This is a genomic window from Mesorhizobium sp. WSM4845 (genome assembly GCF_055811455.1).
This window is the reverse complement of the sequence record NZ_JBVVQA010000001.1, coordinates 434,650-456,112: the sequence shown is the minus strand read 5'-3', so window position 1 is coordinate 456,112 and position 21,463 is coordinate 434,650. Positions and strand designations below refer to the sequence as shown.

Below are 21,463 nucleotides of genomic sequence, written 5' to 3'. Positions count from 1 at the left end.
CTATCCCAGCCTTGCCCGCGCCTTGGCCGTCCAGGCGTTGAACAGCCGGTCGGCGACGATGCCGATGAAGGCGATGGCCAGTCCGGCGACGATGCCGCGGCCGGAATCGGCCTTGGACAGCGCGATGAACACCTCCTGGCCGAGATCGCGGGTGCCGACCATGGCGCAGATGATGATCATCGCCAGCGCCATCAGGATCGTCTGGTTGACGCCGAGCATGATCTCGGGCAGCGCCAGCGGCAGCTGGACGCGCAGGAACGTCTGGCGCTTGGTGCAGCCCGACACCTTTGCCGCCTCGATCAGCGCCGGCGGCACCTGCCTGAGGCCGTGATTGGTGTAGCGGATGGCCGGCACCACGGCGAAGGCGACGGTCGCGATCATCGCCGTGACGTCGCCGACTCTGAATAGCATCACCACCGGAATGATGAAGCAGAACGACGGCAGCACCTGCAGCGTGTCGATGATCGGGGTGACGATCTTCTCGACACGGTCGCTGCGCGATGCCATCAGCCCGATCGGAATGCCGATCAGGCAGGCGATGAAGGCCGAGATGCCGCACAGGTAGACCGTCGCCATGGTCTTTTCCCAGAGGCCGGTCACCGCGCAGAAGACGGTCAGCGCCGCGACCAGGGCGGCGAGGCGCTGGCCGCCGAGCTGGTAGCCGGCAAGGCCGAGCAGGAATACCGCGCCCAGCCACGGGAAGCCCTCGCAGAAGGCGCGAACCGGGTTCAGCACATTGAGAATCAGCGCCACGCGGAACGCTTCGATCGTGTCGAAGAAGTTGATCGTGATCCAGCTCACCGCTGTCTTCCACATCGGCGCGGTGGTGAAGGTGATCGCCTTCGGCACCGCGGCGAAGGCCGGCACGAACAGGCCAAGCAGCGTCGTGGTTGCAAGGATGGCGACGGCCAGCGTCAGATTGGGGTAGCGCCGCCAGAAGCTCGGGCTGACCTCCTGATAGACATGGCCCTTCGCATGATTGCGCGCGATCGCCTGGCTCAGCCGGTCGAGCGCGATGGCCAGCGCCACGATGGCAAGGCCGGCTTCCATCGCCTCGCCGACTTTCAGCGCCCTGAGCGCTAACAGCACGTCGTAGCCGAGGCCGCCGGCGCCGATCATCGAAGCGATGATCACCATGTTGAGCGCCAGCATGATGACCTGGTTGACACCGACCATCAATGTCGGACGCGCCGAAGGCAGCAGCACGCGCCACAGTTTCTGGCGCGCCGTGCAGCCGGCCATCTCGCTGAAATCGTCGATTTCGGACGGCACCCGCGACAGCCCCAGCATCGTCGCGCGCACCATCGGCGGCGTCGCGAAAATGGCCGTCGCGATCATCGCCGAAACCGGACTGTTGCCGAACAAAAGAAGCATCGGGATCAGATAGGCGAAGGTCGGGATGGTCTGCATCAGGTCGAGGGCAGGGGAGATCAGCAGCCTCTCCGCCCATGGCTTGCGCCACGCCCAGATGCCGACGAACAATCCGGTGACGATGCAGAACGGAACGGCGATGGAGATCAGCCCGAGCGTCAGCATGGCGCTGGTCCACTGGCCGAACAGCGCGATGTAGAGGAAACAGCCGCCGACCAGCGCGCCGAGCTTCCAGCCGCCGGCGGCACGTCCGGCCAGGAATGCGGCGATGCAGACACCCACCCAGGACAGGCGCGGCAGGACGAGCATGTCAGCGCCATGGCCGATCTTGAAATTCTTGGCGAGCAGACCGAGCGCAAAATCGAGCGGCACGCCGAGCGCCGCGGTGATCGACCGCGTCAGCCAGGAGAAGTTCGACTTTATCAGGCTCATCAGCGCGCTGACCCAATCGGCGACCGGAATGATTGCGCCGGCCGGATAGTTGACCGCCCAGGGCAGCCTGTCCTGCAGCAGGAACACGGCAAGCACGGCGGCAAGGGAGCAGGCCCAGACCACCAGCCAGAGCTGAACCGGCCGCGATCTCGCCTCGCTGGCGCTTGCCGTCACCGTCATGCATTGGCCTCGGAACGCTCGATGCCGGCCAGAAGATCGATCACGGCTTGCGGCGTGACTTCGCCGATCGGCTTGCCGGTGCCATTGACGACGGCGAACGGCTTGCCGGCCGAGACGATATCAGCCGAAAAACTCGATATCTTGGCATCCGGCGCGACCACGCCGCCATGCTCGGCGCCGGCGCAGGCGCGCATCAGGCTTCGCGCCGAGATCACCTTGGCGCGGTCGACGTCGCGGGTGAACTCGGCGACATAGTCGGTCGCCGGGTTGACCACCAGCTGTTCCGGGGTGCCGATCTGGATGACCTCGCCGTCCTTCATGATGGCGATGCGGTCGGCCAGCCGGATGGCTTCGTCGAAATCATGGGTGATGAAGACGATGGTCTTGTGCAGCATGGTCTGCAGCCGCATCAATTCGTCCTGCATCTCCCGGCGGATCAGCGGATCGAGCGCGGAAAACGGCTCGTCGAGAAACCAGATTTCCGGCTTGGTGGCGAGGCTGCGGGCGATGCCGACACGCTGCTGCTGGCCGCCGGAAAGCTCACGCGGATAGAAATGCTCGCGGCCGCGCAGGCCGACAAGCTCGATCACTTCGCGCGCGCGCTTCTCGCGCGTCGGCCGGTCCTGCCCTTGGATGCCCAGTGGAAAGGCGATGTTCTCCAGCACATTCAGATGCGGCAGCAGGGCGAAATTCTGGAACACCATGCCCATGCGGTGGCGCCGCAGCTCGATCAGCGCGGCATCGGAGATTTTGAGGAGATCCTTGCCCTCGAACTCGACCTTGCCATGCGTCGGCTCGACCAGCCGCGACATGCAGCGCACCAGCGTCGACTTGCCCGACCCCGAAAGCCCCATGATGATGAAGATCTCGCCCTGGCGGATTTCGAGGTCGACGGCGCGCACCGCGCCGACCAGCCTGGCCGCGGCGACCTCCGCCATGCTGGCCTTGCCGTCGCGCTGGCGGATGAAATTGGCCGCGTTCGCGCCGAACAGCTTCCAGACGTTGCGGCAGGCAAGTTTTATCGGGCGGGCATCCTTCGGCGTGCCTGCCGTTTGCGGCACCTGTTCAGTCGTATCGGCCATGCAGTCGTCCTTCTGGAATATGGGATAGAGACCCGGCCATGAATGACCGGGTCTCGCAGTTTCCAGTTGGAACGATCACTCGGCCCAGGCTTTCCAGTCGGCTTCGTGGGCGGCGATCCAGGCGGCGGCGACGTCTTCCGGCGTCTTGCCTTCAAGATCGATCTGGCCGCTCATCTTGTTGAGCTCGTCGGTGTCGATCGTGTAGTTCTTCGCGACCTTGTAGGCGACCGGCCATTTGTCCTTCATGCCGGCCCAGGAATATTTCCAGATCTCGCCATGCGGCTTGCCGCAGTCATACTTTGCGTCGGGGTTCACGCCCCATTTCGGATCGGTGTAGCATTCCGGCGTATAGTCGGGGAATTCGACCCATTCGCCCTCGTATTTGGCCGGCGCCCAATGCGGCGAATAGACCCACAGCATGATCGGCGCCTTGCGCTGATAGGCCGAATCCAGCTCGGCGAACATCGCCGCGTCGGTGCCGGCATGGATGACGGTGAAGGGCAGCTTCAGCGCCGCGGCACGCTCGTCGTCAAAACCTTCCCATGTCACCGGGCCGCCGAGATAGCGGCCGTTCGGCGCCGTTTCGGCGGTCGAGAAGGCTTCGGCGCATTTCGGGTCCTTCAGCGCCTCCCAGTTCGGCAGACCCGGGCATTTTTCCTTCATGTATTCGGGATACCACCATTCTTCCTTGGCCTTGGGCCCGAGCGGGCCGAGGCGTTCGGTCTGCCCGGTCGCATCCGAGGCCTTCATGGCTTCGCCGGCCGTCGTGTCCCAGAATTCCATGGCGACAGCGAGATCACCATTGGTAAGACCGGTGGTCAGGCTGGAGAGATAATCAGCGGTCGGGTACTCGACCGTGTATCCCAGCTTTTCAAGAATGCCGCCGAGGATCTTTGCGTTCAGATTGACGCTGGTCCAGTCGAACAGCGCGATCTTGATAGGGTCGTTCGATTCTGGCGCCGCCGCTTGGGCCGAAGGCGTCAGTGCACTTGCCGCGGCAAGCGTTAAGGCTCCCATTGATAATCTCGAAATCAAACTCCGAAGTGACATGCCTGTGCTCCTGTCAAGCTCTGGTGGAAGTTATCGTTCGTTCCCTTCTTGCGTCTTTTTGATTGTGTTGGAAAAGCTGGTCGTTGCGCAAGCCCATTGGCAGCAAATTGCTGTCGGCGCTGAAGTAGGCGCAGACGGGAATGATGCCCAATTCGATCAAGAGGTCGTGCGACCGCGTCATGGCTGCCGTGCTGCCGAAGCAGTGATCCGCGGATCGATTGCCGCTCTTGCGGCGCCCTCAAGCTTGCGAGCCATCAAGGTCCCATGCTGTCGGCTCTCGGCAGTCGCCGGAGCCATTTTCATGAGATGAAATTATATATACCAACATTCATGTCGCGCAACGACTAACGCGGCGCGAATCGCGCAATTCGGCTGCAGTTTCGCCGCCTGCCGATTATATCAGCAGATTGACGCGTGAACCTGCCCCGTTGCTCACGACATGATCAGGCCGCCATCGACATTGATCGTCTGGCCGGTGATATAGGCGGCGTCGTTGCTGGCCAGAAAGCTGACCAGACCCGAAACATCCTCGCCGCTGCCGGCGCGGCCCATCGGGATGTTCTTCACCCATTCTGCCATCAACTCGCCGGGCTTGTAGTCGCCCATCAGTCTGCCCCATGCGGCGTCGTTGTAGGCCCACATGTCGGTGTCGATGATGCCGGGGCAGATCGCGTTGACGGTGATCTTCTCCTTGGCCACTTCCTTGGCGAGGCTCTGGGTGATGCCGACGACGCCGAATTTCGAGGCAGCATAGTGCGGCGTGTAGATGAAACCCTGGCGCGCCTGGCCGGAAGCGGTGTTGATCAGCCGCCCGCCGTCGCCATGCTTGCGGATGCGCGCGATCGCCTCCTGGCAGCACAGGAACACGCCCTTGGTGTTGACCGCCATCACCTTGTCCCATTCGGCCTCGGTCATCGCCTCGATCCTGGCGATGGTGATGACGCCGGCATTCTGCACGGAGATGTCGACGCGGCCGAACTGCTGTTCGGCCAGATCATAGAGGGCGGCGACCTCGTCCTTCCTGCTCACGTCCATGCGCAGCGATGCCACCTTGGCGCCTTCCGCCTTCAGTCCGGCGGCGACCTCTTCGACGCGCGCGTCGATGGCGCTGACGACGACAGCAGCCCCCTCAGCCGCGAAGCGCCTGGCTATGGCTGCGCCGATGCCGCCGCTGGCGCCGGTGATGACCGCCGTCTTTCCCTCGAACCGCTTCTGCATGTTCTCTCCTACCAGCAGACGAAGCCGCCATCGACGATCAGGTCGATGCCGGTTACGAAACTCGAAGCGCGGCTGGCCAGGAACACGGTCGGGCCGACCATCTCTTCCGGCGCCGCCATCCGCCCCATCGGCGTGTCGCGCTCGAAGATCCTGACCTGGTCGGCGACCTCCGGCCGCTTGTTCATCGGCGTCAGCGTGTAGCCGGGGCTGACGACGTTGACGCGCAGGCCGCGATCGGCCCATTCCATGGCGAGACTCCTGGACATGTGGATGACGGCGGCCTTCGACGAATTATAGTGCGCCTGGGTCAGGCCGCGGTTGACGATCGAGCCCGACATCGAGGCGATGTTGATGATCGAACCCTTGCGCCGCGTCAGCATTACGCGCGCTTCGGCCTGGCAGGACAGGAACACGCCGCCGACATTGACGTCGTAGAGCTTCTGCCATTTCTCCAGCGACAGCGTCTCGGCCGGCTCGGCCCCGGCGACGCCGGCATTGTTGACGGCGATGGTCAGCGCGCCGAGTTCCTTCTCCGCGCGTTCGATCGCCGCTGCCAAATCGGCCTCTGACGTCACCGTGCCGGTCAGCACCAATGCCTTGCGGCCGAGCGCCGAGATCCTGTGCGCGGTCTCGTCCAGCCCGCCCTTCGAGGCATGGCCGAAACAGGCGATATCGGCGCCGGCTTCGGCCAGGCCGATGGCGATTGCTTGCCCGATGCCGCTGCCGGCGCCGGTGACGAGGGCAGCGTCCCCCTGAAGATCGAATAGTTTCATCGAAAATGTTTTCCTGGTGAGCCGCCGGTGCTGCCCTGGGAAGGAAGGGGCGCCAGTCCTGGCTGGCGCCCCGCGCGGTCCGGTGCCTGGGAGGATACCACCTGCTGCGCTCTATTCCGATCCCTTATGCCGCCCTCAGCTTGTGGCGAGCTCCATGACGGCGACGTTGCTCGCTTCGCTGCGGTCTAGAATGCCACGCTGGCGGCCACGGCTCAGCACCAGCACGCGATGCGACAGGCCGAGCACTTCCTCGAGGTCGGAGCTCACCACCACCACCGCCATGCCGGAGCGGGCGAGTTCGGCGATGACATCGTAGATCGCGGCGCGAGCGCCGACGTCGATGCCGCGTGTCGGCTCGTCCAGGATGAACACCTTGGGCGGCCGTGAAATCCATTTTGCGATGATCACCTTCTGCTGATTGCCGCCGGAAAGCTTGCTGATCGCCTGGTTAGGCCGGCCCTTGACGCCGAGCCGGCCAATGCCGGCCTCGGCGAATTTCTGCACCGCCTTCGGAAATACCCAGCCATTCGGCGCGACATGGTCGAAATTGCCGATCGCCAGATTCTCGCCGATGGTCTGGTCGAGCACCACGCCTTGCGCCTTGCGGTCTTCCGGCACCAGCACGACGCCGGCCTTGATCGCCGCCGCCGGGCCAGTGAGGTGCACCGGTTTGCCAGCAACGCGCACCGAACCCGATGAAATCGGATCGGCGCCGGCAATCGCCCGCACCAGTTCGGTGCGGCCGGCGCCGATCAGGCCGGCGATGCCAAGGATTTCGCCGGCCCTTACCGAGAAGCTGACATTCTGAAAACTGCGTTCCGGCGAGGACAGGTTGTCGACCTCGAGCAACGCCTCGCTGCCCGGCTCCGACAGCGGCGGGAACATCCGCTCGACGCTGCGGCCGACCATCTGCTCGACTATCGCGCGCACCGGAACGTCGGCGCGCTCGTGGCGGGCGACAATGCGCCCGTCGCGCATGACCACGACGCGGTCGGCGATCTCAGCAACCTCGTCCAGCCGGTGGCTGATATAGATGAAGGACATGCCTTCCGCCTTGAGCTTGCGGATCTGCTTGAACAACAGCTCCGTTTCCTCGCTGCCAAGTGCCGCTGTCGGTTCGTCGAAGATCAGAAGCTCGGCATTGAGCGTCAGCGCCTTGGCGATCTCGACCTGCTGCTGGGCGGCGACGCGCAGCGTGCCGACCTTGCGTTCCGGCGAGACATCGAGGCCGAGCCGCTTCAGTTGGGCCGATGCCCGCGCATTCATGGCCGCGCGGTCGATACGGCCGCCGCGCATCAGCAGGCGCCCGACATAGACGTTCTCGGCAACCGACAGATCCGGCAGCAGCTTCAGTTCCTGGTGGATCATGCCGACGCCGGCGTCGATGGCCGCGGCGGGAGAGGCGGGGGAATACGGCTTCCCCCGCCATGTGATGCTGCCGGCATCGGGTTTGGTCGACCCGGCGATGATGTTCGAAACGGTGGACTTGCCGGCGCCATTTTCTCCAAGCAGCGCCACGACCTCTCCCGGCCGCACCTCGAAGCTCGCATCGGCCAGGACCTGCACCGGCCCGTAGCTCTTGCAGAGGCCGCTGACGAAGAGCCCCAGATGCGGGGTCTGCGTATGGCTGGGATCCAAGGACATCGTTCCGCTCATCAACTACCGGACTCTTTTGGGATCAGGGATGCCTGATACTAAGGATGCTTGGCGATGAACTGATCGACATTGTCCTTGGTGGTCAGCGTCGCATCCTGCAGCTGTTCTGCGGGAACGGTTTCGCCGGCCACCAGCTTGATCGCCGCATCGACGGCAAGCCGGCCCATGCCTTGCGTCTGCTGTGTCGCAGTCACGTCGAAGACGCCGCCTTTCAGTGCCTTGAGCGCCGCCACGTCGCCGTCGAAACCGGCGATCCAGACCTTGTGGCCGGGATTGGCGACCTTGACCGCCTGCGCCGCACCGAGCGCCAGCGCATCGGCCTGGCCGATGACGATCGACACGTCGGGATGCGACTGCAGCAGGTCCTGCGTCAGCTTGAAGCCCTCGTCCTGGTGCCAGCCTTCGCTCCACAGCTCGCCGACCACCTTCATGTCGGGATAGGCGCCCAGCGCTTCGCCGCAGCCCTTCGACCGGTCGACCTCGGGCGTCGTGCCTTTCTGGCCATGGATGATGATCAACTCGCCCTTGCCGCCGGCCTGCTTGGCGATGTAGTCGCACACCGCCTTGGCCGATGCGACGCTGTTGGTGGCGATGAAGGTGTCGCCGGGGGCGCCCTCGGCGTTGCGGTCGACATTGATGACCGGGATGCCGGCGGCCTTCGCCGTCTTGGTCGGCACGGTGGCGGCGGTGGCGCCGGCCGGGATGTAGATCAGCGCATCGATGTTTTGCGTGATCAGGTCCTGCACCTGGCTGACCTGGGTCGCCGAATCGCCCTTGGCGTCGACGGTGACGATCTCGATGCCCTTTTCCTTGCCATAGGCCTCGACGGACTGCTTGATCTGGTTGAAGAAATCGGCCTGCAGGTTGGCGACGGCGAGACCAAGCTTCTTGGCCTCCTTGGCCGAGGCCATCTCGGACAGTCCGAGCAGCGGAATGACGGCCGCGGCAGCTAGCAGCAATGAACGTTTGGTCAGCATGTGTTTCCTCCGTTGATGTTCAAATCTGTTCTGCCGGCGCATCACCGCGCCCTTGGCCGAACACTCCCGGTTCGGATCACCGATCCGTTTTCGCCCGGACATCCGGGCGAATTCCTCATTGCGCCCCACTCTTCATTGGGCTCTGCGCCGCCACGTATCCGTGGCCACCGCCAGCGCGATCACCACGCCGATCACCACCTGCTGGATGAAGGGCGACACGCCAAGCAGGTTCAGCCCGTTGCGCAGCACGCCGATGATCAGCACGCCGATGGCGGTGCCACCGATCGAGCCGACGCCGCCCGACAGACTGGCGCCGCCGATCACCACCGCTGCGATCGTATCCAGTTCGTAGCCGAAGCCGGAGCTCGGCTGGACGGAATCGAGCCGTGCCGCAAGCACGATGCCGGCGAGCCCGGCCAGCACGCCGCAGACCGCGTAGACCCAGTTGGTCAGCGACTTGACCGGTATGCCGGACAGCCTGGCGACCTCGGCGCTGCCGCCGATCGCGTAGAGGCTGCGACCGGTTGCGCGATAGTTCAGGAAGACCGCGAAGATGATGGCCAGCACGATCATCAGGCCGACGGTAACCGACAGGAAGCCGAAATGGCGGATGATCGACAGGCTGGTGAACCAGTCGGGGAAGCCGATGATCTGCGAGCCGTCGGTGATCATGTTGGCAAGACCGCGCGCCACCGACATCATCGCCAGCGTGGCGATGAAGGGTGGCAGCTCGGTGACGGTCACGAGCAGGCCGGAAACCAGCCCGCAAAGCCCAGCAACGACAAGCGCTGTGACGATGCCGGCAGGCATGCCGAGATTGAGGTGGTCGGGATGGGCGACGAAGCCCATCACCATGGCGGCGAGCGCCAGCACGGAACCGACGGACAGGTCGATGCCACCGATCAGGATGACCAGCGTCATGCCGATCGCCATGATGCCGAGCACGGTGACCTGGTCGAGCACGTTGAGGATGTTGCGGACAGTCAGAAACGTGTCGGTGGTCAGCGACAGCGCAAGGCACAGCAGCACCAGCCCGATTAGCGGTCCCATGGTTCCGGCGAACAGGGCCGAAAGCTTCGCGCCCGCCGCGGCCTGTGCATTTGGGCCGGCCTTTAACTCGCTTGCACCGTTGCTCACAGCCATTTTGTCTCCTCCATCAGCGATCCGGCGATGCGTCGTCGGCTCACTCTTGTTCACCAGGCACCTCCCTGTGAACAATTTATCTTTGATATGCAATTTTGTTCAGCTAAACTGTTCGTCGGAAAATTGTCAAGGCCCGCCGCATCATTCCACGCCGGTTTGCGCCGCCAGCCGGTTTGCCTTACGAAAGGGCATGAAATGCCGCGTTCTCAGGTCCGATCGCATCCTGCGAATTCATGTCGGCTGCTTGAGCAGGGCAGGACGGCCAAGACGAAGTAAATGTTGACCATTTTGACTTTCATTCACGTTGTAGAGGGATCCTGTCGATGTCCTGACATCCCGGGCACGCAGAACGATTTCGCGTCGCTTGGTCGGATAACGCCATTTGAATGGCATTCAAGGATTCAGACGACCGCGGGAGGGCAAAAAGATGGCGATGACAGAGAATGACAAGGCCTCGCGCTTCCCGGATGCCGAGCTGAAGGCCCGTGCCGCGTGGCACTATTATATCGAGGGTCTGACGCAGGAGAGGATTTCGGATATCCTCGGCATCGGCCGCATTAAGGTGCATCGCATCCTGTCCGCCGCGCGTGAGGAGGGCGTCGTCCAGTTCCGCATCCGTGACAGCGTCGTCGAATGCTTGGTGCTGGAAGAGGCTCTGAAGCAGCGTTTTGGGCTCAGCCAGGCCGTTGTGGTGCCGTCGGCCGCCGACCGAAGCAACGCGCCGCTGATGATCGGCCATGCCGCGGGCGCCTATCTGGCCGACAATGTGAATGCCGGCGATGTCATCGCGTTGGGCTGGGGGCGCACGCTGAAGTTCGCCATCAATGAATTGCCGCGGCGGCCGATCGCCAGGACGACGGTGGTTTCCATGCTGGGCGGCCTCACCCATGCCCAGCCGCTCAACCCGACCGAAAGCGCCTGGGAATTCGCCGAAAAGATCGGCGCCGAGTGCTTTCTGCTGCCGGTGCCGGTCTATGCCGACAGGCCGGAGCAGCGCGAAGCCTTCATGAGCCAGCGCAGCGTTCAGGACGTCGTCTTCCGCGCGCGCCGGGCAAACATCGCCGTGCTCAGCGTCGGATCGTTTTCCACTGACAGCCCGATCGCCAATTACGGCTTCATCAAGCCCAGCGAACTCGAAGAGCTTCAGGCGGCCGGCGCAGTTGGCGATATTTTATGCCATTTCATCGACGCCGACGGCCGGCTCGTCGACCATGAGGTCAACCGCCGGGTCTGCGCCTATCCGCTGCAGGACCTGTCGGACATCCCGGCCATCATCCTGGTCTCGGGAGGGCAGGAAAAAATCGCCATCATGCGGGCGGCGCTTGCCAACACCAGGATATCGGTTCTGATCACCGACGAGGACGCCGCCAAGGGCCTGCTCAACCGCTAAACCTGCCCGACTTCACCGAGCCGCACATGGGTCTCGCGCGTCGCCTGATAGAGGTCGCGGTAGATTGCCTTGCGCACACGGTAACCGGAGACCAGCCCGTCGACGGGGTCGACATGCTGGGTCGGCGGCGCGGCCATCGCCTCAGCCGCCGTTTCAGGCGAGGCAAACCATCCGATAGCGGAAGCCGCCAGCATGGCGGCGCCGAGCGCTGCGGCTTCGTTGACCGGCGAGACGGAGAGCGGCCGCTCGAGCACGCTTGCCATGATCCGCATCAGCAGGGCGCAGTTGGTGCCGCCGCCGGCGGCGATCATCGCCGCCGGTTTGCCGCCGGCCAGAGTTTCCGCCGCCTGGGTTTCCGCCGCCTGCGTTTGCGCCGCTTGGGTTTCCGCCGCTTGAGTTTCCATTGCCTCGCTGGCGATGGCCTGCTCGAAGGCGATGCCTTCCAGAACCGCTCGAAAAAGGTGCTTCGGCTCATGGTCGAGCGATAGGCCGACAATGGCGCCGCGCGCCGCGCCGTCCCAATAGGGGCTCATGACACCGGCCCAATACGGCATGACGAGCAGGCCCTCGCTGCCGGCGGCAACGTCGACCGCTGCTTTCTCCAGCGCTGCAGCCGACGGCGAGCCGGTGGTGCGAACGATCCAGTCGACCAATTGCATGCCCGAGCGCAGCACGGTCTCCAGCATGAAGCCCGAGCCGGTCGGCGAGACCAGCGTTCGAAACGCGTCCGAAGTCGTGATCCCATGGGAGTAACAGCCGCTGACGATGCCCGAGCCGAGCGACAGGTAGTTTTTGCCGTCGCCATAGACGCCCATGCCAAGGCCCATCGCCTGGCCGTCGCCGGCGCCGGCGACAACAGGCGTGCCGGCCTTCAACCCGATCAGCCGGGCCACGCTTTCGCCAAGCCCGCCGCAGATCGCGCCGGGCGCGACCAGTCGCGGCAACTGGTCCGGGCGCAGCCCCGCGGCCTCGACGAGCTGAGGGTGCCAAGTGCCATTCTTGACGTCGAGCAGCCCGAGCGGATCCGCACTTGCCGTGCTGGTGACCAGACGTCCGGTCAGCCGGTGGACGAAGAAGCCATGCACGTCGACGAGTGCGGCTGCGTCATCAAGCGTTTGCGGCTGGTGCTCGGCAAGCCAGGCGATCGCATAGAGCGCGGGCGTCGGGTCCGGCGGTTTGCCGCTCCAGTCGCGGATCGTCTCGCGGCCGAGCTCCGCCGAAAGCCTGATGACTTGCGGGCGCGCCCGCTCGTCCAGCCACAGGATCGCCGGAATAAGCGGCTTGCCGGCGTGGTCGATCAACGTGAAGGTCTCGCGCTGGTGGGCGATGGCGATCGCCGCCACCCGGGCAGCGCCAACCGCCTCGGTGACTTGCTTCAAGGCGCCGAGCAGCGCGGTCCACCAATGTTCGGCATCCTGCTCGAAATGGCCGGGCCTGGGATTTGAAAGCGGGTAGGGTTCGCGCGCCTGGAACAGCTCCTTGCCGTCGCGCGTGAAGGCAATCGCTTTCACGGCCGTGGTCGAGGCGTCGATCCCGATTACGACATCGTCCATCAGGCGGGAATCCAGCGGATCAGGCGGCGTTCGTAACGAACCGTCCGTCCGACTGGTCGAGACGACGGCGGATCTGGGTTATCACCATCGAATCGTCGGGTACACAATTTTCATAGGTGAGGAAATCGCCTGTCTTGACCGGCTTGACCACCTTGGCGCGTTCGGCGAGGCCGAGCGGCAGGGCGCCGCGGGCGCGCGCGTCCTCCCAGGTCATGGCGAAGCCGCGATAGTCGTTCTCGCCGATCATGCCGAGCGACTGGCCAGGGGCAAGCTCGCTCTTGGCAACCGCCACCGCCTCGGCGACCGGATGGTCGAGCGGCTCCATGTCGGCGCGCTTGTAGACCACGGCGCGCGCCGCCGACAGCGGCACTTCCAGGCTGGTCAGATGATAGGGGCGGAAGATCGTGAAATACGGGCCCTTGCCGACCTTGAGGTCGATCATGCGCTCCAGCACGCGCGGATGCCTGGTCTCGATGATGCAGAACACGCCGGGCGCCACGCCCTTGCCGATCGAATAGTCGACCACGCCCTTGCGGTGCAGCACGCCGCCATCCTCGCGCGGGCAAAGCACGCCGGCGAGTTCCTCCAGCGTCGCGGTCGGGCCGTGCATGCCCGGCACGTCGGGCACCAGGCCGGTGGCGTTGGCGATCGCCACCATCTCGATCGCCGTCTTCGAGCCGTCGACGAACTCGACCAGCATGCGCGCATTCATATTGCGCTCGGCCGCCTCCTTCTCGTAGTCGGCCGGCATGGCATCGATCTTCAGCGGATTGTTCTTGCCCTTGCCGGCGGCGATGATGTTGAAGCCGAGGCTCCTGGCAAAGCCGATGATCTCCAGCGTGCAGGCCGGCTCGTCGCCGGCCGCGCCGGTATAGACGACGCCGGCCTTGCGCGCCTCCTCCTTGAGGAAGCGGCCGATGGTGATGTCGGCCTCGACGTTGAGCATGACGATATGCTTGCCGTTCTTCATCACTTCAAGCGCGAACAGCGTGCCGATGTTGGGGTTGCCTGTCGCGTCGATGATGACGTCGATGCGGCCGGCGGACGCCAGCGCATGCAAATCTTCGGTCACCGCGATCTTGCCGGCCTCGATGGCGCGGTCGATCGCCGCCGCATTGCCGGCCTGCACGATATCCGAGCGGTCGTGGCCGGCGAGCATCGCCGCGTCGATCGCCGCCTGCGGCCTGACCTCGGAAATGGCGCCGATCCGCATGCCCGGCATCAGCGCGACCTGGACGACGATGTCGGTGCCCATCTGCCCGGCGCCGGCAAGCCCGATGGTGATCGGTCCCTGCTGTTCAGCGCGCTGCAAAAGTTCCGCTGCAAATTGCGGATGGGCCATGTCGCTTCCTCCAGTTCCTGACGCGCCGCAGCGTCGAAGTCATCATTTTGAACATTCCTATTTCCAAATGAAAAATATTTCAACCGGCAATTCGGCAGCCGTCCCCGCAAACATTCTGTGATTTAATTTGTGCAAGCCTTGGCTTGCGGCTTGGCAGCGCGGTCAGCGAGGGGCGCAGAAGGCGGTGATCTCTTGGGATGCAGGCGGCGACGACCGTGACATCCCTTCTCGCAAGCAAGCGAGTGCGACGAAAAAACTGTTTCACGACCGCTCAGCTGCCGCTGTGCCAATCGCCAACGACGAAGCCGCGCAACAGAGAGCGCCAGCCGGAATGCTGGCGCATGCCAGTCTATCAGCTGCCGACCTCGAAGAAGGGCGCGCCAAGCAGGTCGGGAACAACGTCGATGCCGAGGCCTGGCCCGTCTGGAATGCCCATGCGGCTTCCCGAAACCGGCGGTTTGTTCGATGCGGTGCGCACCGTCACCCATTCGTGGAAGGCAATGGCGTGCAGCCGGCGCTCCTCCGGCGTCGACAGCGACAGATGCGCCATGGCTGATGTGTCGATCTCGGCGCCGCCGGTGTCCTCGACGGTGATCATGAAGCCCAGGTCGACGGCAAGGTCGCGGATCTGGCGCGTCTTGGTCACGCCGCCGAGCCGCGAGATTTTCAGCGTCAGCCCGTCAGCCGCCCCCTTGCGGTGGATGTCGAGCATGTCGTCCAGCGAGGTGACGGATTCGTCGAGCACCATCGGCTTGTCGAGCGAGCGGCGCACCGACATGCATTCGTCGATCGTGGTGCAGGGCTGCTCGAACGTGTAGTCGATGGCGCGCGTCGCGTCAGCGAACTGGCGCGCCTGATAGGGCGTCCAGCCGGCATTGGCGTCGCAGAAGATGACGGTGCCCTTCGGCACCGAAGCGGCGACCGCGGTGACGCGCTCGATGTCGTCATGGACGTTGCCGCCGACCTTGACCTGCAGCCGGTGAAACCCGTCCCTGACGATGCGCTTGGCCAGTGCGGCCATCGCGTCGACGGTGCCATGGGTGACGACCTTGTAGAGTTCCGCCGTCTCGCTCTCGCGCCCGCCGAGCAGCGTCACCAGCGGTATGTCGGCGGCGCGTGCAGCGAGATCCGAGCAGGCCATGTCGAGCGCCGATTTGATGTAGGGATGGCCCTTGAACACCGTGTCCATCAGCCTGCCGATACTGGCCAAGGCGCGAGGATCGTGGCCGAGCAGATGCGGCGCAATTTCGATGACGCCGGCGCGAGTGCCGGCCGAGAATGCCGGCGAGTAGAAATTGCCGAGCGGCGCCATCTCGCCCCAGCCGGTCAGCCCGCTGTCGGAGGTGATTGCGACGATCACCGCGTCGAACGCGGCGGCGACACGCCCCTTGGACATGCGGTAGGGCCCGTCCACAAAGGGCTGCACGACATGGTAGGCCTTGATGGTTTTGATCCGCAATTTTTCTGTCCGTCGCTGTGACGCCCTGACGAAGCCGCCAACCTGCATCGTCCGCTGGGCTCAACTGCCGTCAGGCCGGTTGCGCGTCAGGCCGGCGCGATCGGCCTTGACGCCTCTGGAAACACACTGTTCGAGGCAGCGCGCATAGGCAAGCAATTCTTCGAAGCTGTGCCGATGTCGCCGGCCTTGTCGAACTGCTCAGCAAAACGGCGCCCTCGGCATAGCCGGGGGCGCCGCTGGACCGGGCCTGATGGGGGGTATCAGGTGGCAGGTTTCTGTGGCAGCGGCGAGACAGGCATTCCCGGGCCGATCTTCTGCAGATTGCCTGTTATCACCTGGTCGCCTTCCGCTACGCCGCTCGAGATCGCCACCAGGTCGCCGTTGGTCGGCCCCAGCGAAACAATGCGCTGGTCGACAGTATTGTCCTTGCCGACGACGTAGAGATACTTGCCGAGCTGGCTCGATCCCAATGCCGTCTGCGGCACCATCAGTGCACCTGGCTGCTGCTTGATATGCAGCCTGACGCGAACATATTGGCCCGGCAGCAGCGTGAACTTGGCATTGCCGATCGTCGCGCGTGCGGTGATGGTGCCGGTCGAGCGATCGACCGTGTTGTCGATGAAGGTGAGCTGACCTCTCTGGCGCGGTTCCGTATCGCCGGGAAGCAGGACGTCGACATCGATGGGTCCCGTCGCGCGGGCTTCCTCGATCTGCGCCAGATCCGTTTCGCTCGGATTGAAGGTGACATAGATCGGGTCGAGCTGCACCAGCGTGTTGAGCACTGTGCCGGCGACGCTGACCAGCGTTCCGACCGAGGCCTGGTTGCGGCCGACGCGCCCGGCGAACGGCGCCTTGATTTCCGAATAGCTCAGATTGAGCTCGGCGGTCCGCACAGCCGCCTGGTTGACGGCGAGCGATGCTTGGGCCTCGCGCAAGCTGCTGGTGCGCTGGTCGAACGCATCCTTGGCGATGTATCCGCTCTTGGCCAGTTCGGTGCCGCGACCAAGGTTGGATCGTGCATAGTCGAGCGTTGCCTCGTCGCGCTGGACCTGAGCCTTCGCCTGTTCAAGGGCAGCCTGGAAATCTTCTGGAGCGATCTTGTAGAGAAGGTCGCCCTTCTTGACATCGCTGCCGTCGGGCGCGACCTGCTCCTGCAGATACCCCGGCACGCGCGCCTGCAGCGTGATGCTGCGGATCGGCTCGGTGCGAGCGGCATAGTCGAGATAGATAGGGATCGTCTTCTTGACGACGCTCACCACTGGCACCGGCATGACAAAAGCCGCGGGCTCGGGCGCCGCGGGCTCAGGCGTTGCCGCCCCTGCCGTGCCGGCGTTGAGGCCGAAATTACCCATGTCGAGCAAGTGGACGCTGGCCATCGAGACCGCCCCCACGGCAACAGCCGCTCCCAACGCAATTTTCCATTTACGCATGATCATTCTCCAATTCTATTCGGCCGCTTCGGCCAATCGCTCGAAAGCGGGTTCGGCAGTTGGTTCAGTCGGTTCGGCGACAGGCTCGCTCTTGCTGCCGCGCTCGCGCAGCTGCTCGATCACCGCGTAGAAGACCGGCACGAACACCAGCGACAGGATCGTCGCTGCGACCATGCCGCCAAAGACGGTGGTGCCGATCGACTGGCGGCTGGCTGCACCGGCACCTGTCGAGAACATCAGCGGCAGCACACCGAGGATGAACGCGAAGGCCGTCATCAGGATGGGTCGCAGCCGCAGGCGCGCCGCTTCCATTGCGGCGTCGACGATGCTGAGACCTTCCTCGCGCCGGCGCCGGGCAAACTCCACGATCAGAATGGCGTTCTTTGCCGCCAGCCCGATCAGCATGACGAAACCGATCTGCGAATAGACGTCGATCTGCATGCCGCGCATAAGCAAGGCGACAAAGGCGCCGAACAGGGCAAGCGGCACCGCGAGCAGGACCATGAAGGGCATGGCCCAGCTCTCATATTGGGCGGCAAGGATCAGGAAGACGAAGACCATGGCGAGACCGAAGACGATCGAGGCGATCGATCCGGCCTTGAGCTCCTGATAGGTGATGCCCGTCCATTCGTAGCCGAAATCCTTCGGCAGCGCCGTGGCGGCGGCACGTTCCATCGCAGCGACCGCCTGGCCCGAGGAGAAGCCGGGTGCGGCACCGCCATTGATCAGGGCCGACGCATTGTTGTTGTAATGCGGGACGGTTTCCGGGCCGACGATAGGCACCAGCTTGCCGAGCGTGCTCAACGGCACCATGCCGCCGGAGGCATTGCGCACATAGAGCCGCGAAATGTCGGCCGCACCCGCACGCGCATCCTTGTCGGCCTGGATCGTCACCCGGAAGGTGCGGCCGAACAGGTTGAAGTCGTTCACATAGAGCGAGCCGAGATAGATCTGCAGTGTGTTGAACACGTCGGGCAGGCTGAGGCCGAGCAGCTTCGCCTTGTTGCGATCGAGGTCGTAGTTGAACTGCGGCGTCGAGGTCGAGAACGACGAGAACAATTGCTGCGGGTTGAGTTCGGGCTGCTTGCGCGCTTCGGCCAGCACTGCCTGCGTCGCGTCGTTGAGCGCAGCGCTGCCGCGACCGGTCAGGTCCTCCACCTGGAATTCAAAGCCGCCGGTCGTGCCGATGCCCGGGATCGAAGGCGGATCGAAGCTTAGCGCGAACGCTTCCGGAAGTTCCATGAGCTTCGAGCGCACGTCGGCGACGAGCTTCGAGGCGCTCTGGTCAGGGCCGCGTTCGTCCCATGGCTTCAGGATGGCGAATTCCACCGCCGAGTTCGACTGGGCGGCACTGGTGAGGAAGTTCAAGCCGCTGATCGAGCCGACGATATCGACACCAGGCGTGTTCTGCAGGATCTCGCGTGCCTTCCGCGCCACCGCGTCGGTGCGTTCCAGCGACGCCCCATCCGGCAATTGGATGACCACGAAGAAATAGCCCTGGTCCTCGACCGGAAGGAAGGTCGATGGCAGGCGCTGCCAGACGAAATAGGTCGCGACAAGCCCAGCCGCGAATATGCCGAGCATGATCCAGCGCAGGCGGATGAGGAAGCGCACACCATTGGCATAGGCATGCGACAGCCGATCGAAGCCCGTGTTGAACCAGCGGAACAGCACGAATTGCGTTGCCGGGCGGTGGCGCAGGAAAGCGGCGCTCAGCGCCGGGGTGAGCGTCAGCGAGACGAAGGCGGAGATGCCGAAGGAGATCGCCACCGTCAGGGCAAATTGATTGTAGAGCCGGCCAGAAACGCCGGGTATGAAGGCGACCGGCACGAACACGGCCATCAGCACGGCGGTTGTGGCGATGATCGGGCCGGTGACCTCGGCCATCGCCGCGCGCGTCGCAGCCAGCGGTTTTAGGCCGGCCTCCAGCTGGCGTTCGACATTCTCGACGACGACGATCGCGTCATCGACGACGAGGCCGATCGCCAGCACCATGCCGAGCAGGCTGAGCATGTTCAGCGAGAAGCCGAACATGTACATGACGACGAGCGTGGCCACCAGCGACACGGGAATCGCGATCGTCGGGATGATCGTGGTGCGCCAGCTCTGCAGGAAGATGAACACCACCGCGACGACCAGGACCAGCGCCTCGCCGAGCGTGACCACCACGTCGTGCATCGACGCCGAAACGAAACGTGTCGTATCGTAATGCATGGCGTAGCTGACGCCCTTGGGGAAGCGGGCCGACAGTTCCTGCATCTTGTCCTTGACGCGCTGCTGCAGATCGAGCGCGTTCGAGCCCGGCATCTGGTAGACCGCAAGCACCACGGTCGGGTCCTCGCCGAAGAACGCCGACGACGAATATTGCAGGGCGCCGAGTTCGATGCGCGCGACGTCGCGCAACCGCACCAGCGAACCGTTCGCGGCATCGGCGCGCACGATGATATCGCCGAATTCCTTGGGATCGCTCAGTCGGCCAACCGCGTTGACCTGCATTTCGAAAGCGGTGCCGGCCGGCGCCGGCGATTGCCCGATCTTGCCGGCCGCGACCTGGACATTCTGCTCGGCAATGGCGTTTTGGACATCGACGGCGGTGATGCCGAGATTGGCGAGCTTGTCGGGATCGAGCCATACGCGCATCGAATAGCGCCGCTCGCCGAAGATCTGCACGTCGCCGACGCCGGGCAGGCGCTTCAGCGGGTCGACCACTTGCAGGTAGGCGAGGTTGCTGAGCGCGACCGGATCGACGGAGCCGTCGGGCGAGGTGAGATTGACGATCAGGACGAAGTTCGGGTTCTGCTTCTTGATGGTCACGCCGCCCTGGTTGACAATGGCCGGCAGCGAGGACGCCGCCTGTGAGACGCGGTTCTGGACATCGACGGCGGCGGTGCTCAGGGGATAGCCGACCTCGAAGGTAACGGTGATCGTCGACGAGCCGTCATTGGAGCTCGACGACGACATGTAGGTCATGCCTTGAACGCCGTTGATCTGCTGTTCGAGCGGCGTCGTGACGGTGTCGGCCACGACTTGCGCACTGGCGCCAGGATAGTTGGCGCTGACCACCACCTGAGGCGGCGTGATATCGGGAAACTGCGAGACAGGCAGCAGGAAATAGCAGATCGTCCCGGCGAGCACCATGATGATGGCGATCGACGATGCGAAGATCGGACGGTGGATGAAGAAATTTACCATGACACGCACGCCTCGCCCGATGCTCTTGCCTGGCCAAAGGCCTTGGCCACCCTTGACAGCCGCCGGCTGCGGCTTTGCCCGGAATCTTCCAGGAAACGAGGCGGCGCCTTGCGGCTGCGGCCTTGCGCATCCGCAAGGCTACGCAGCATCGTCTCGAAAGAGCGCGGGTCGACACGGTCGGCCTGCATCAGCATCCGGATCATCGGATCCTTCACAACTTCGTCGATCGTCAAATCTTTGCGCTGCGACATCGTAGCGGCTCCTGGCTTTGGCGATCTGTGGCGTACGCCGCCGCAGATCGGGTGGTCTTCCTTTTCGCGGCCAAAGTCGCCTGGGGCGCAGTTTCATGCCTGGGCCGATTTGGCGGAGGCTGTTCACAGGCGCCTGCGAGATTGACACGAGGCAATGGGGGTGTTACCAGTAAGTAACATCTAGAAGTTACAGACCGGTAACACCCTAGTCAAGAGGTGTGCCGAGGGATTTTTCGGAAATCCCGGAAACCAAGGAGGTTTTGATGGAAGACGGCACGGCGGAACGGATCCGCCCCCGGGATCGCATCCTGGAGACGGCACGGGATATGTTCCACAAGCATGGCATCAAGGGCGTCGGCGTCGACGCGATCACTGAGGCCGCCGGTACCAACAAGATGACGCTCTACCGTCATTTCGAGTCCAAGGACGATCTGGTCATCGAGTGCCTGCGGGCGACCGCATGCAGCGCCAACGCGATGTGGCAAAAGTTCGAGGCGGAGCATCCGGGCGACAAGCTTGCGCAACTGCATGCCTGGGTTCGGATGGCAGCCGATTGCCTGATGATGGACGGCCGCGGTTGCGACATGGCCAACGCCGCCATCGAGTTGAGCGAGACCGACCATCCGGCCCGTCGGGTCATCAAGGAACTCAAGCAGGCTCAGCGCGACCGTCTCGTCGGCCTGTGTCGGGATGCCGGCATCGGACAGGCAGAGCTTCTCGCCGATACATTGTCGCTGCTGCTTGAAGGCGCCCGTGTCAGCCTGCAAAGCGTCGGAGCCGAAGGCCCCAGCGCGCAGTTTGTCCGCATGGCGGAAGGCCTGATCACCTCGTTCAGGGCCAGATAGTCTCGCAAGCGGCGAAACGATCGCTGGCGTGTCATTGCAAGCCGCGCCGCGAGTACTCTTTTGCCTTGGCATGTGCTGTCATCTCACGTCTCCGTTGCCGGTCTGTCGCCGCGCTCTTG

16 protein-coding genes are annotated in these 21,463 nt (G+C 64.1%); 2 read left to right on the top strand and 14 right to left on the bottom strand.

The window, feature by feature from the left end; all coding sequences use genetic code 11:
- The 8 genes from AC0L2C_RS02115 to AC0L2C_RS02080 form a co-directional block, all read right to left on the bottom strand.
- Window positions 1-1,983 carry an ABC transporter permease gene (locus AC0L2C_RS02115; RefSeq protein WP_473522589.1) on the bottom strand — a complete coding sequence of 661 codons (1,983 nt, stop codon included), beginning with the start codon at window positions 1,981-1,983 and terminating at the stop codon, window positions 1-3.
- Window positions 1,980-3,065 carry a quaternary amine ABC transporter ATP-binding protein gene (locus AC0L2C_RS02110; RefSeq protein ID WP_473522588.1) on the bottom strand — a complete coding sequence of 362 codons (1,086 nt, stop codon included), beginning with the start codon at window positions 3,063-3,065 and terminating at the stop codon, window positions 1,980-1,982. The genes AC0L2C_RS02115 and AC0L2C_RS02110 overlap by 4 nt, the downstream gene beginning before the upstream one ends.
- 75 nt (window positions 3,066-3,140) lie before the next feature.
- Window positions 3,141-4,115 carry an ABC transporter substrate-binding protein gene (locus AC0L2C_RS02105; protein WP_473522587.1) on the bottom strand — a complete coding sequence of 325 codons (975 nt, stop codon included), beginning with the start codon at window positions 4,113-4,115 and terminating at the stop codon, window positions 3,141-3,143.
- A gap of 432 nt (window positions 4,116-4,547) precedes the next feature.
- On the bottom strand, window positions 4,548-5,333 hold the full coding sequence (locus AC0L2C_RS02100) for an SDR family oxidoreductase (protein WP_023799464.1): 786 nt from the start codon (window positions 5,331-5,333) through the stop codon (window positions 4,548-4,550).
- A gap of 8 nt (window positions 5,334-5,341) precedes the next feature.
- Window positions 5,342-6,106, bottom strand: coding sequence for an SDR family oxidoreductase (locus AC0L2C_RS02095; RefSeq protein WP_473522586.1), 765 nt, complete (start codon window positions 6,104-6,106; stop codon window positions 5,342-5,344).
- Between the two features lie 135 nt (window positions 6,107-6,241).
- Window positions 6,242-7,750 carry a sugar ABC transporter ATP-binding protein gene (locus tag AC0L2C_RS02090; protein WP_473522585.1) on the bottom strand — a complete coding sequence of 503 codons (1,509 nt, stop codon included), beginning with the start codon at window positions 7,748-7,750 and terminating at the stop codon, window positions 6,242-6,244.
- A gap of 50 nt (window positions 7,751-7,800) precedes the next feature.
- Window positions 7,801-8,739, bottom strand: coding sequence for a substrate-binding domain-containing protein (locus tag AC0L2C_RS02085; RefSeq protein ID WP_473522584.1), 939 nt, complete (start codon window positions 8,737-8,739; stop codon window positions 7,801-7,803).
- Window positions 8,740-8,871: 132 nt separating this feature from the next.
- Window positions 8,872-9,882: an ABC transporter permease gene (locus tag AC0L2C_RS02080; RefSeq protein ID WP_473522583.1), complete on the bottom strand. Its 1,011-nt coding sequence runs from the start codon at window positions 9,880-9,882 to the stop codon at window positions 8,872-8,874.
- Window positions 9,883-10,309: 427 nt separating this feature from the next.
- Here AC0L2C_RS02080 and AC0L2C_RS02075 point away from each other — a divergent pair, with 427 nt between their 5' ends.
- Entirely contained in the window at window positions 10,310-11,272 is a 963-nt protein-coding gene (locus tag AC0L2C_RS02075; RefSeq protein WP_473522582.1) for a sugar-binding transcriptional regulator, read from the top strand.
- On the opposite strand, the gene AC0L2C_RS02070 is transcribed toward AC0L2C_RS02075, so the two are convergent.
- The 6 genes from AC0L2C_RS02070 to AC0L2C_RS02045 form a co-directional block, all read right to left on the bottom strand.
- Window positions 11,269-12,825, bottom strand: coding sequence for a xylulokinase (locus AC0L2C_RS02070; protein ID WP_473522581.1), 1,557 nt, complete (start codon window positions 12,823-12,825; stop codon window positions 11,269-11,271). The two genes, AC0L2C_RS02075 and AC0L2C_RS02070, sit on opposite strands and share 4 nt — an antisense overlap.
- A 19-nt stretch (window positions 12,826-12,844) precedes the next feature.
- Window positions 12,845-14,167 carry an NAD(P)H-dependent oxidoreductase gene (locus tag AC0L2C_RS02065; protein WP_473522580.1) on the bottom strand — a complete coding sequence of 441 codons (1,323 nt, stop codon included), beginning with the start codon at window positions 14,165-14,167 and terminating at the stop codon, window positions 12,845-12,847.
- Between the two features lie 352 nt (window positions 14,168-14,519).
- Entirely contained in the window at window positions 14,520-15,626 is a 1,107-nt protein-coding gene (locus AC0L2C_RS02060; protein WP_287236914.1) for a mandelate racemase/muconate lactonizing enzyme family protein, read from the bottom strand.
- 260 nt (window positions 15,627-15,886) lie between these two features.
- Window positions 15,887-17,056 (bottom strand): efflux RND transporter periplasmic adaptor subunit, encoded by a 1,170-nt coding sequence (locus tag AC0L2C_RS02055; RefSeq protein WP_473522579.1) that lies wholly within the window; start codon window positions 17,054-17,056, stop codon window positions 15,887-15,889.
- A 15-nt stretch (window positions 17,057-17,071) separates the two neighbouring features.
- Window positions 17,072-20,248 carry an efflux RND transporter permease subunit gene (locus AC0L2C_RS02050; protein ID WP_473522578.1) on the bottom strand — a complete coding sequence of 1,059 codons (3,177 nt, stop codon included), beginning with the start codon at window positions 20,246-20,248 and terminating at the stop codon, window positions 17,072-17,074.
- Window positions 20,242-20,499, bottom strand: coding sequence for a hypothetical protein (locus tag AC0L2C_RS02045; RefSeq protein ID WP_023799452.1), 258 nt, complete (start codon window positions 20,497-20,499; stop codon window positions 20,242-20,244). Before AC0L2C_RS02045 ends, AC0L2C_RS02050 begins: the two co-directional genes overlap by 7 nt.
- A gap of 263 nt (window positions 20,500-20,762) precedes the next feature.
- On the opposite strand from AC0L2C_RS02045, the gene AC0L2C_RS02040 reads away from it, so the two are divergent.
- Entirely contained in the window at window positions 20,763-21,344 is a 582-nt protein-coding gene (locus AC0L2C_RS02040) for a TetR/AcrR family transcriptional regulator (protein WP_023799451.1), read from the top strand.
- Window positions 21,345-21,463 lie beyond the last annotated feature (119 nt).

Excerpts from the sequence above, each read along its gene's own strand:
- AC0L2C_RS02115 (WP_473522589.1), bottom strand. The coding sequence starts at position 1,983 with ATGACGGTGACGGCAAGCGCCAGCGAGGCGAGATCGCGGCCGGTTCAG.
- AC0L2C_RS02110 (WP_473522588.1), bottom strand. The coding sequence starts at position 3,065 with ATGGCCGATACGACTGAACAGGTGCCGCAAACGGCAGGCACGCCGAAG.
- AC0L2C_RS02105 (WP_473522587.1), bottom strand. The coding sequence starts at position 4,115 with ATGTCACTTCGGAGTTTGATTTCGAGATTATCAATGGGAGCCTTAACG.
- AC0L2C_RS02100 (WP_023799464.1), bottom strand. The coding sequence starts at position 5,333 with ATGCAGAAGCGGTTCGAGGGAAAGACGGCGGTCATCACCGGCGCCAGC.
- AC0L2C_RS02095 (WP_473522586.1), bottom strand. The coding sequence starts at position 6,106 with ATGAAACTATTCGATCTTCAGGGGGACGCTGCCCTCGTCACCGGCGCC.
- AC0L2C_RS02090 (WP_473522585.1), bottom strand. The coding sequence starts at position 7,750 with ATGTCCTTGGATCCCAGCCATACGCAGACCCCGCATCTGGGGCTCTTC.
- AC0L2C_RS02085 (WP_473522584.1), bottom strand. The coding sequence starts at position 8,739 with ATGCTGACCAAACGTTCATTGCTGCTAGCTGCCGCGGCCGTCATTCCG.
- AC0L2C_RS02080 (WP_473522583.1), bottom strand. The coding sequence starts at position 9,882 with ATGGCTGTGAGCAACGGTGCAAGCGAGTTAAAGGCCGGCCCAAATGCA.
- AC0L2C_RS02075 (WP_473522582.1), top strand. The coding sequence starts at position 10,310 with ATGGCGATGACAGAGAATGACAAGGCCTCGCGCTTCCCGGATGCCGAG.
- AC0L2C_RS02070 (WP_473522581.1), bottom strand. The coding sequence starts at position 12,825 with ATGGACGATGTCGTAATCGGGATCGACGCCTCGACCACGGCCGTGAAA.
- AC0L2C_RS02065 (WP_473522580.1), bottom strand. The coding sequence starts at position 14,167 with ATGGCCCATCCGCAATTTGCAGCGGAACTTTTGCAGCGCGCTGAACAG.
- AC0L2C_RS02055 (WP_473522579.1), bottom strand. The coding sequence starts at position 17,056 with ATGCGTAAATGGAAAATTGCGTTGGGAGCGGCTGTTGCCGTGGGGGCG.
- AC0L2C_RS02050 (WP_473522578.1), bottom strand. The coding sequence starts at position 20,248 with ATGGTAAATTTCTTCATCCACCGTCCGATCTTCGCATCGTCGATCGCC.
- AC0L2C_RS02045 (WP_023799452.1), bottom strand. The coding sequence starts at position 20,499 with ATGTCGCAGCGCAAAGATTTGACGATCGACGAAGTTGTGAAGGATCCG.
- AC0L2C_RS02040 (WP_023799451.1), top strand. The coding sequence starts at position 20,763 with ATGGAAGACGGCACGGCGGAACGGATCCGCCCCCGGGATCGCATCCTG.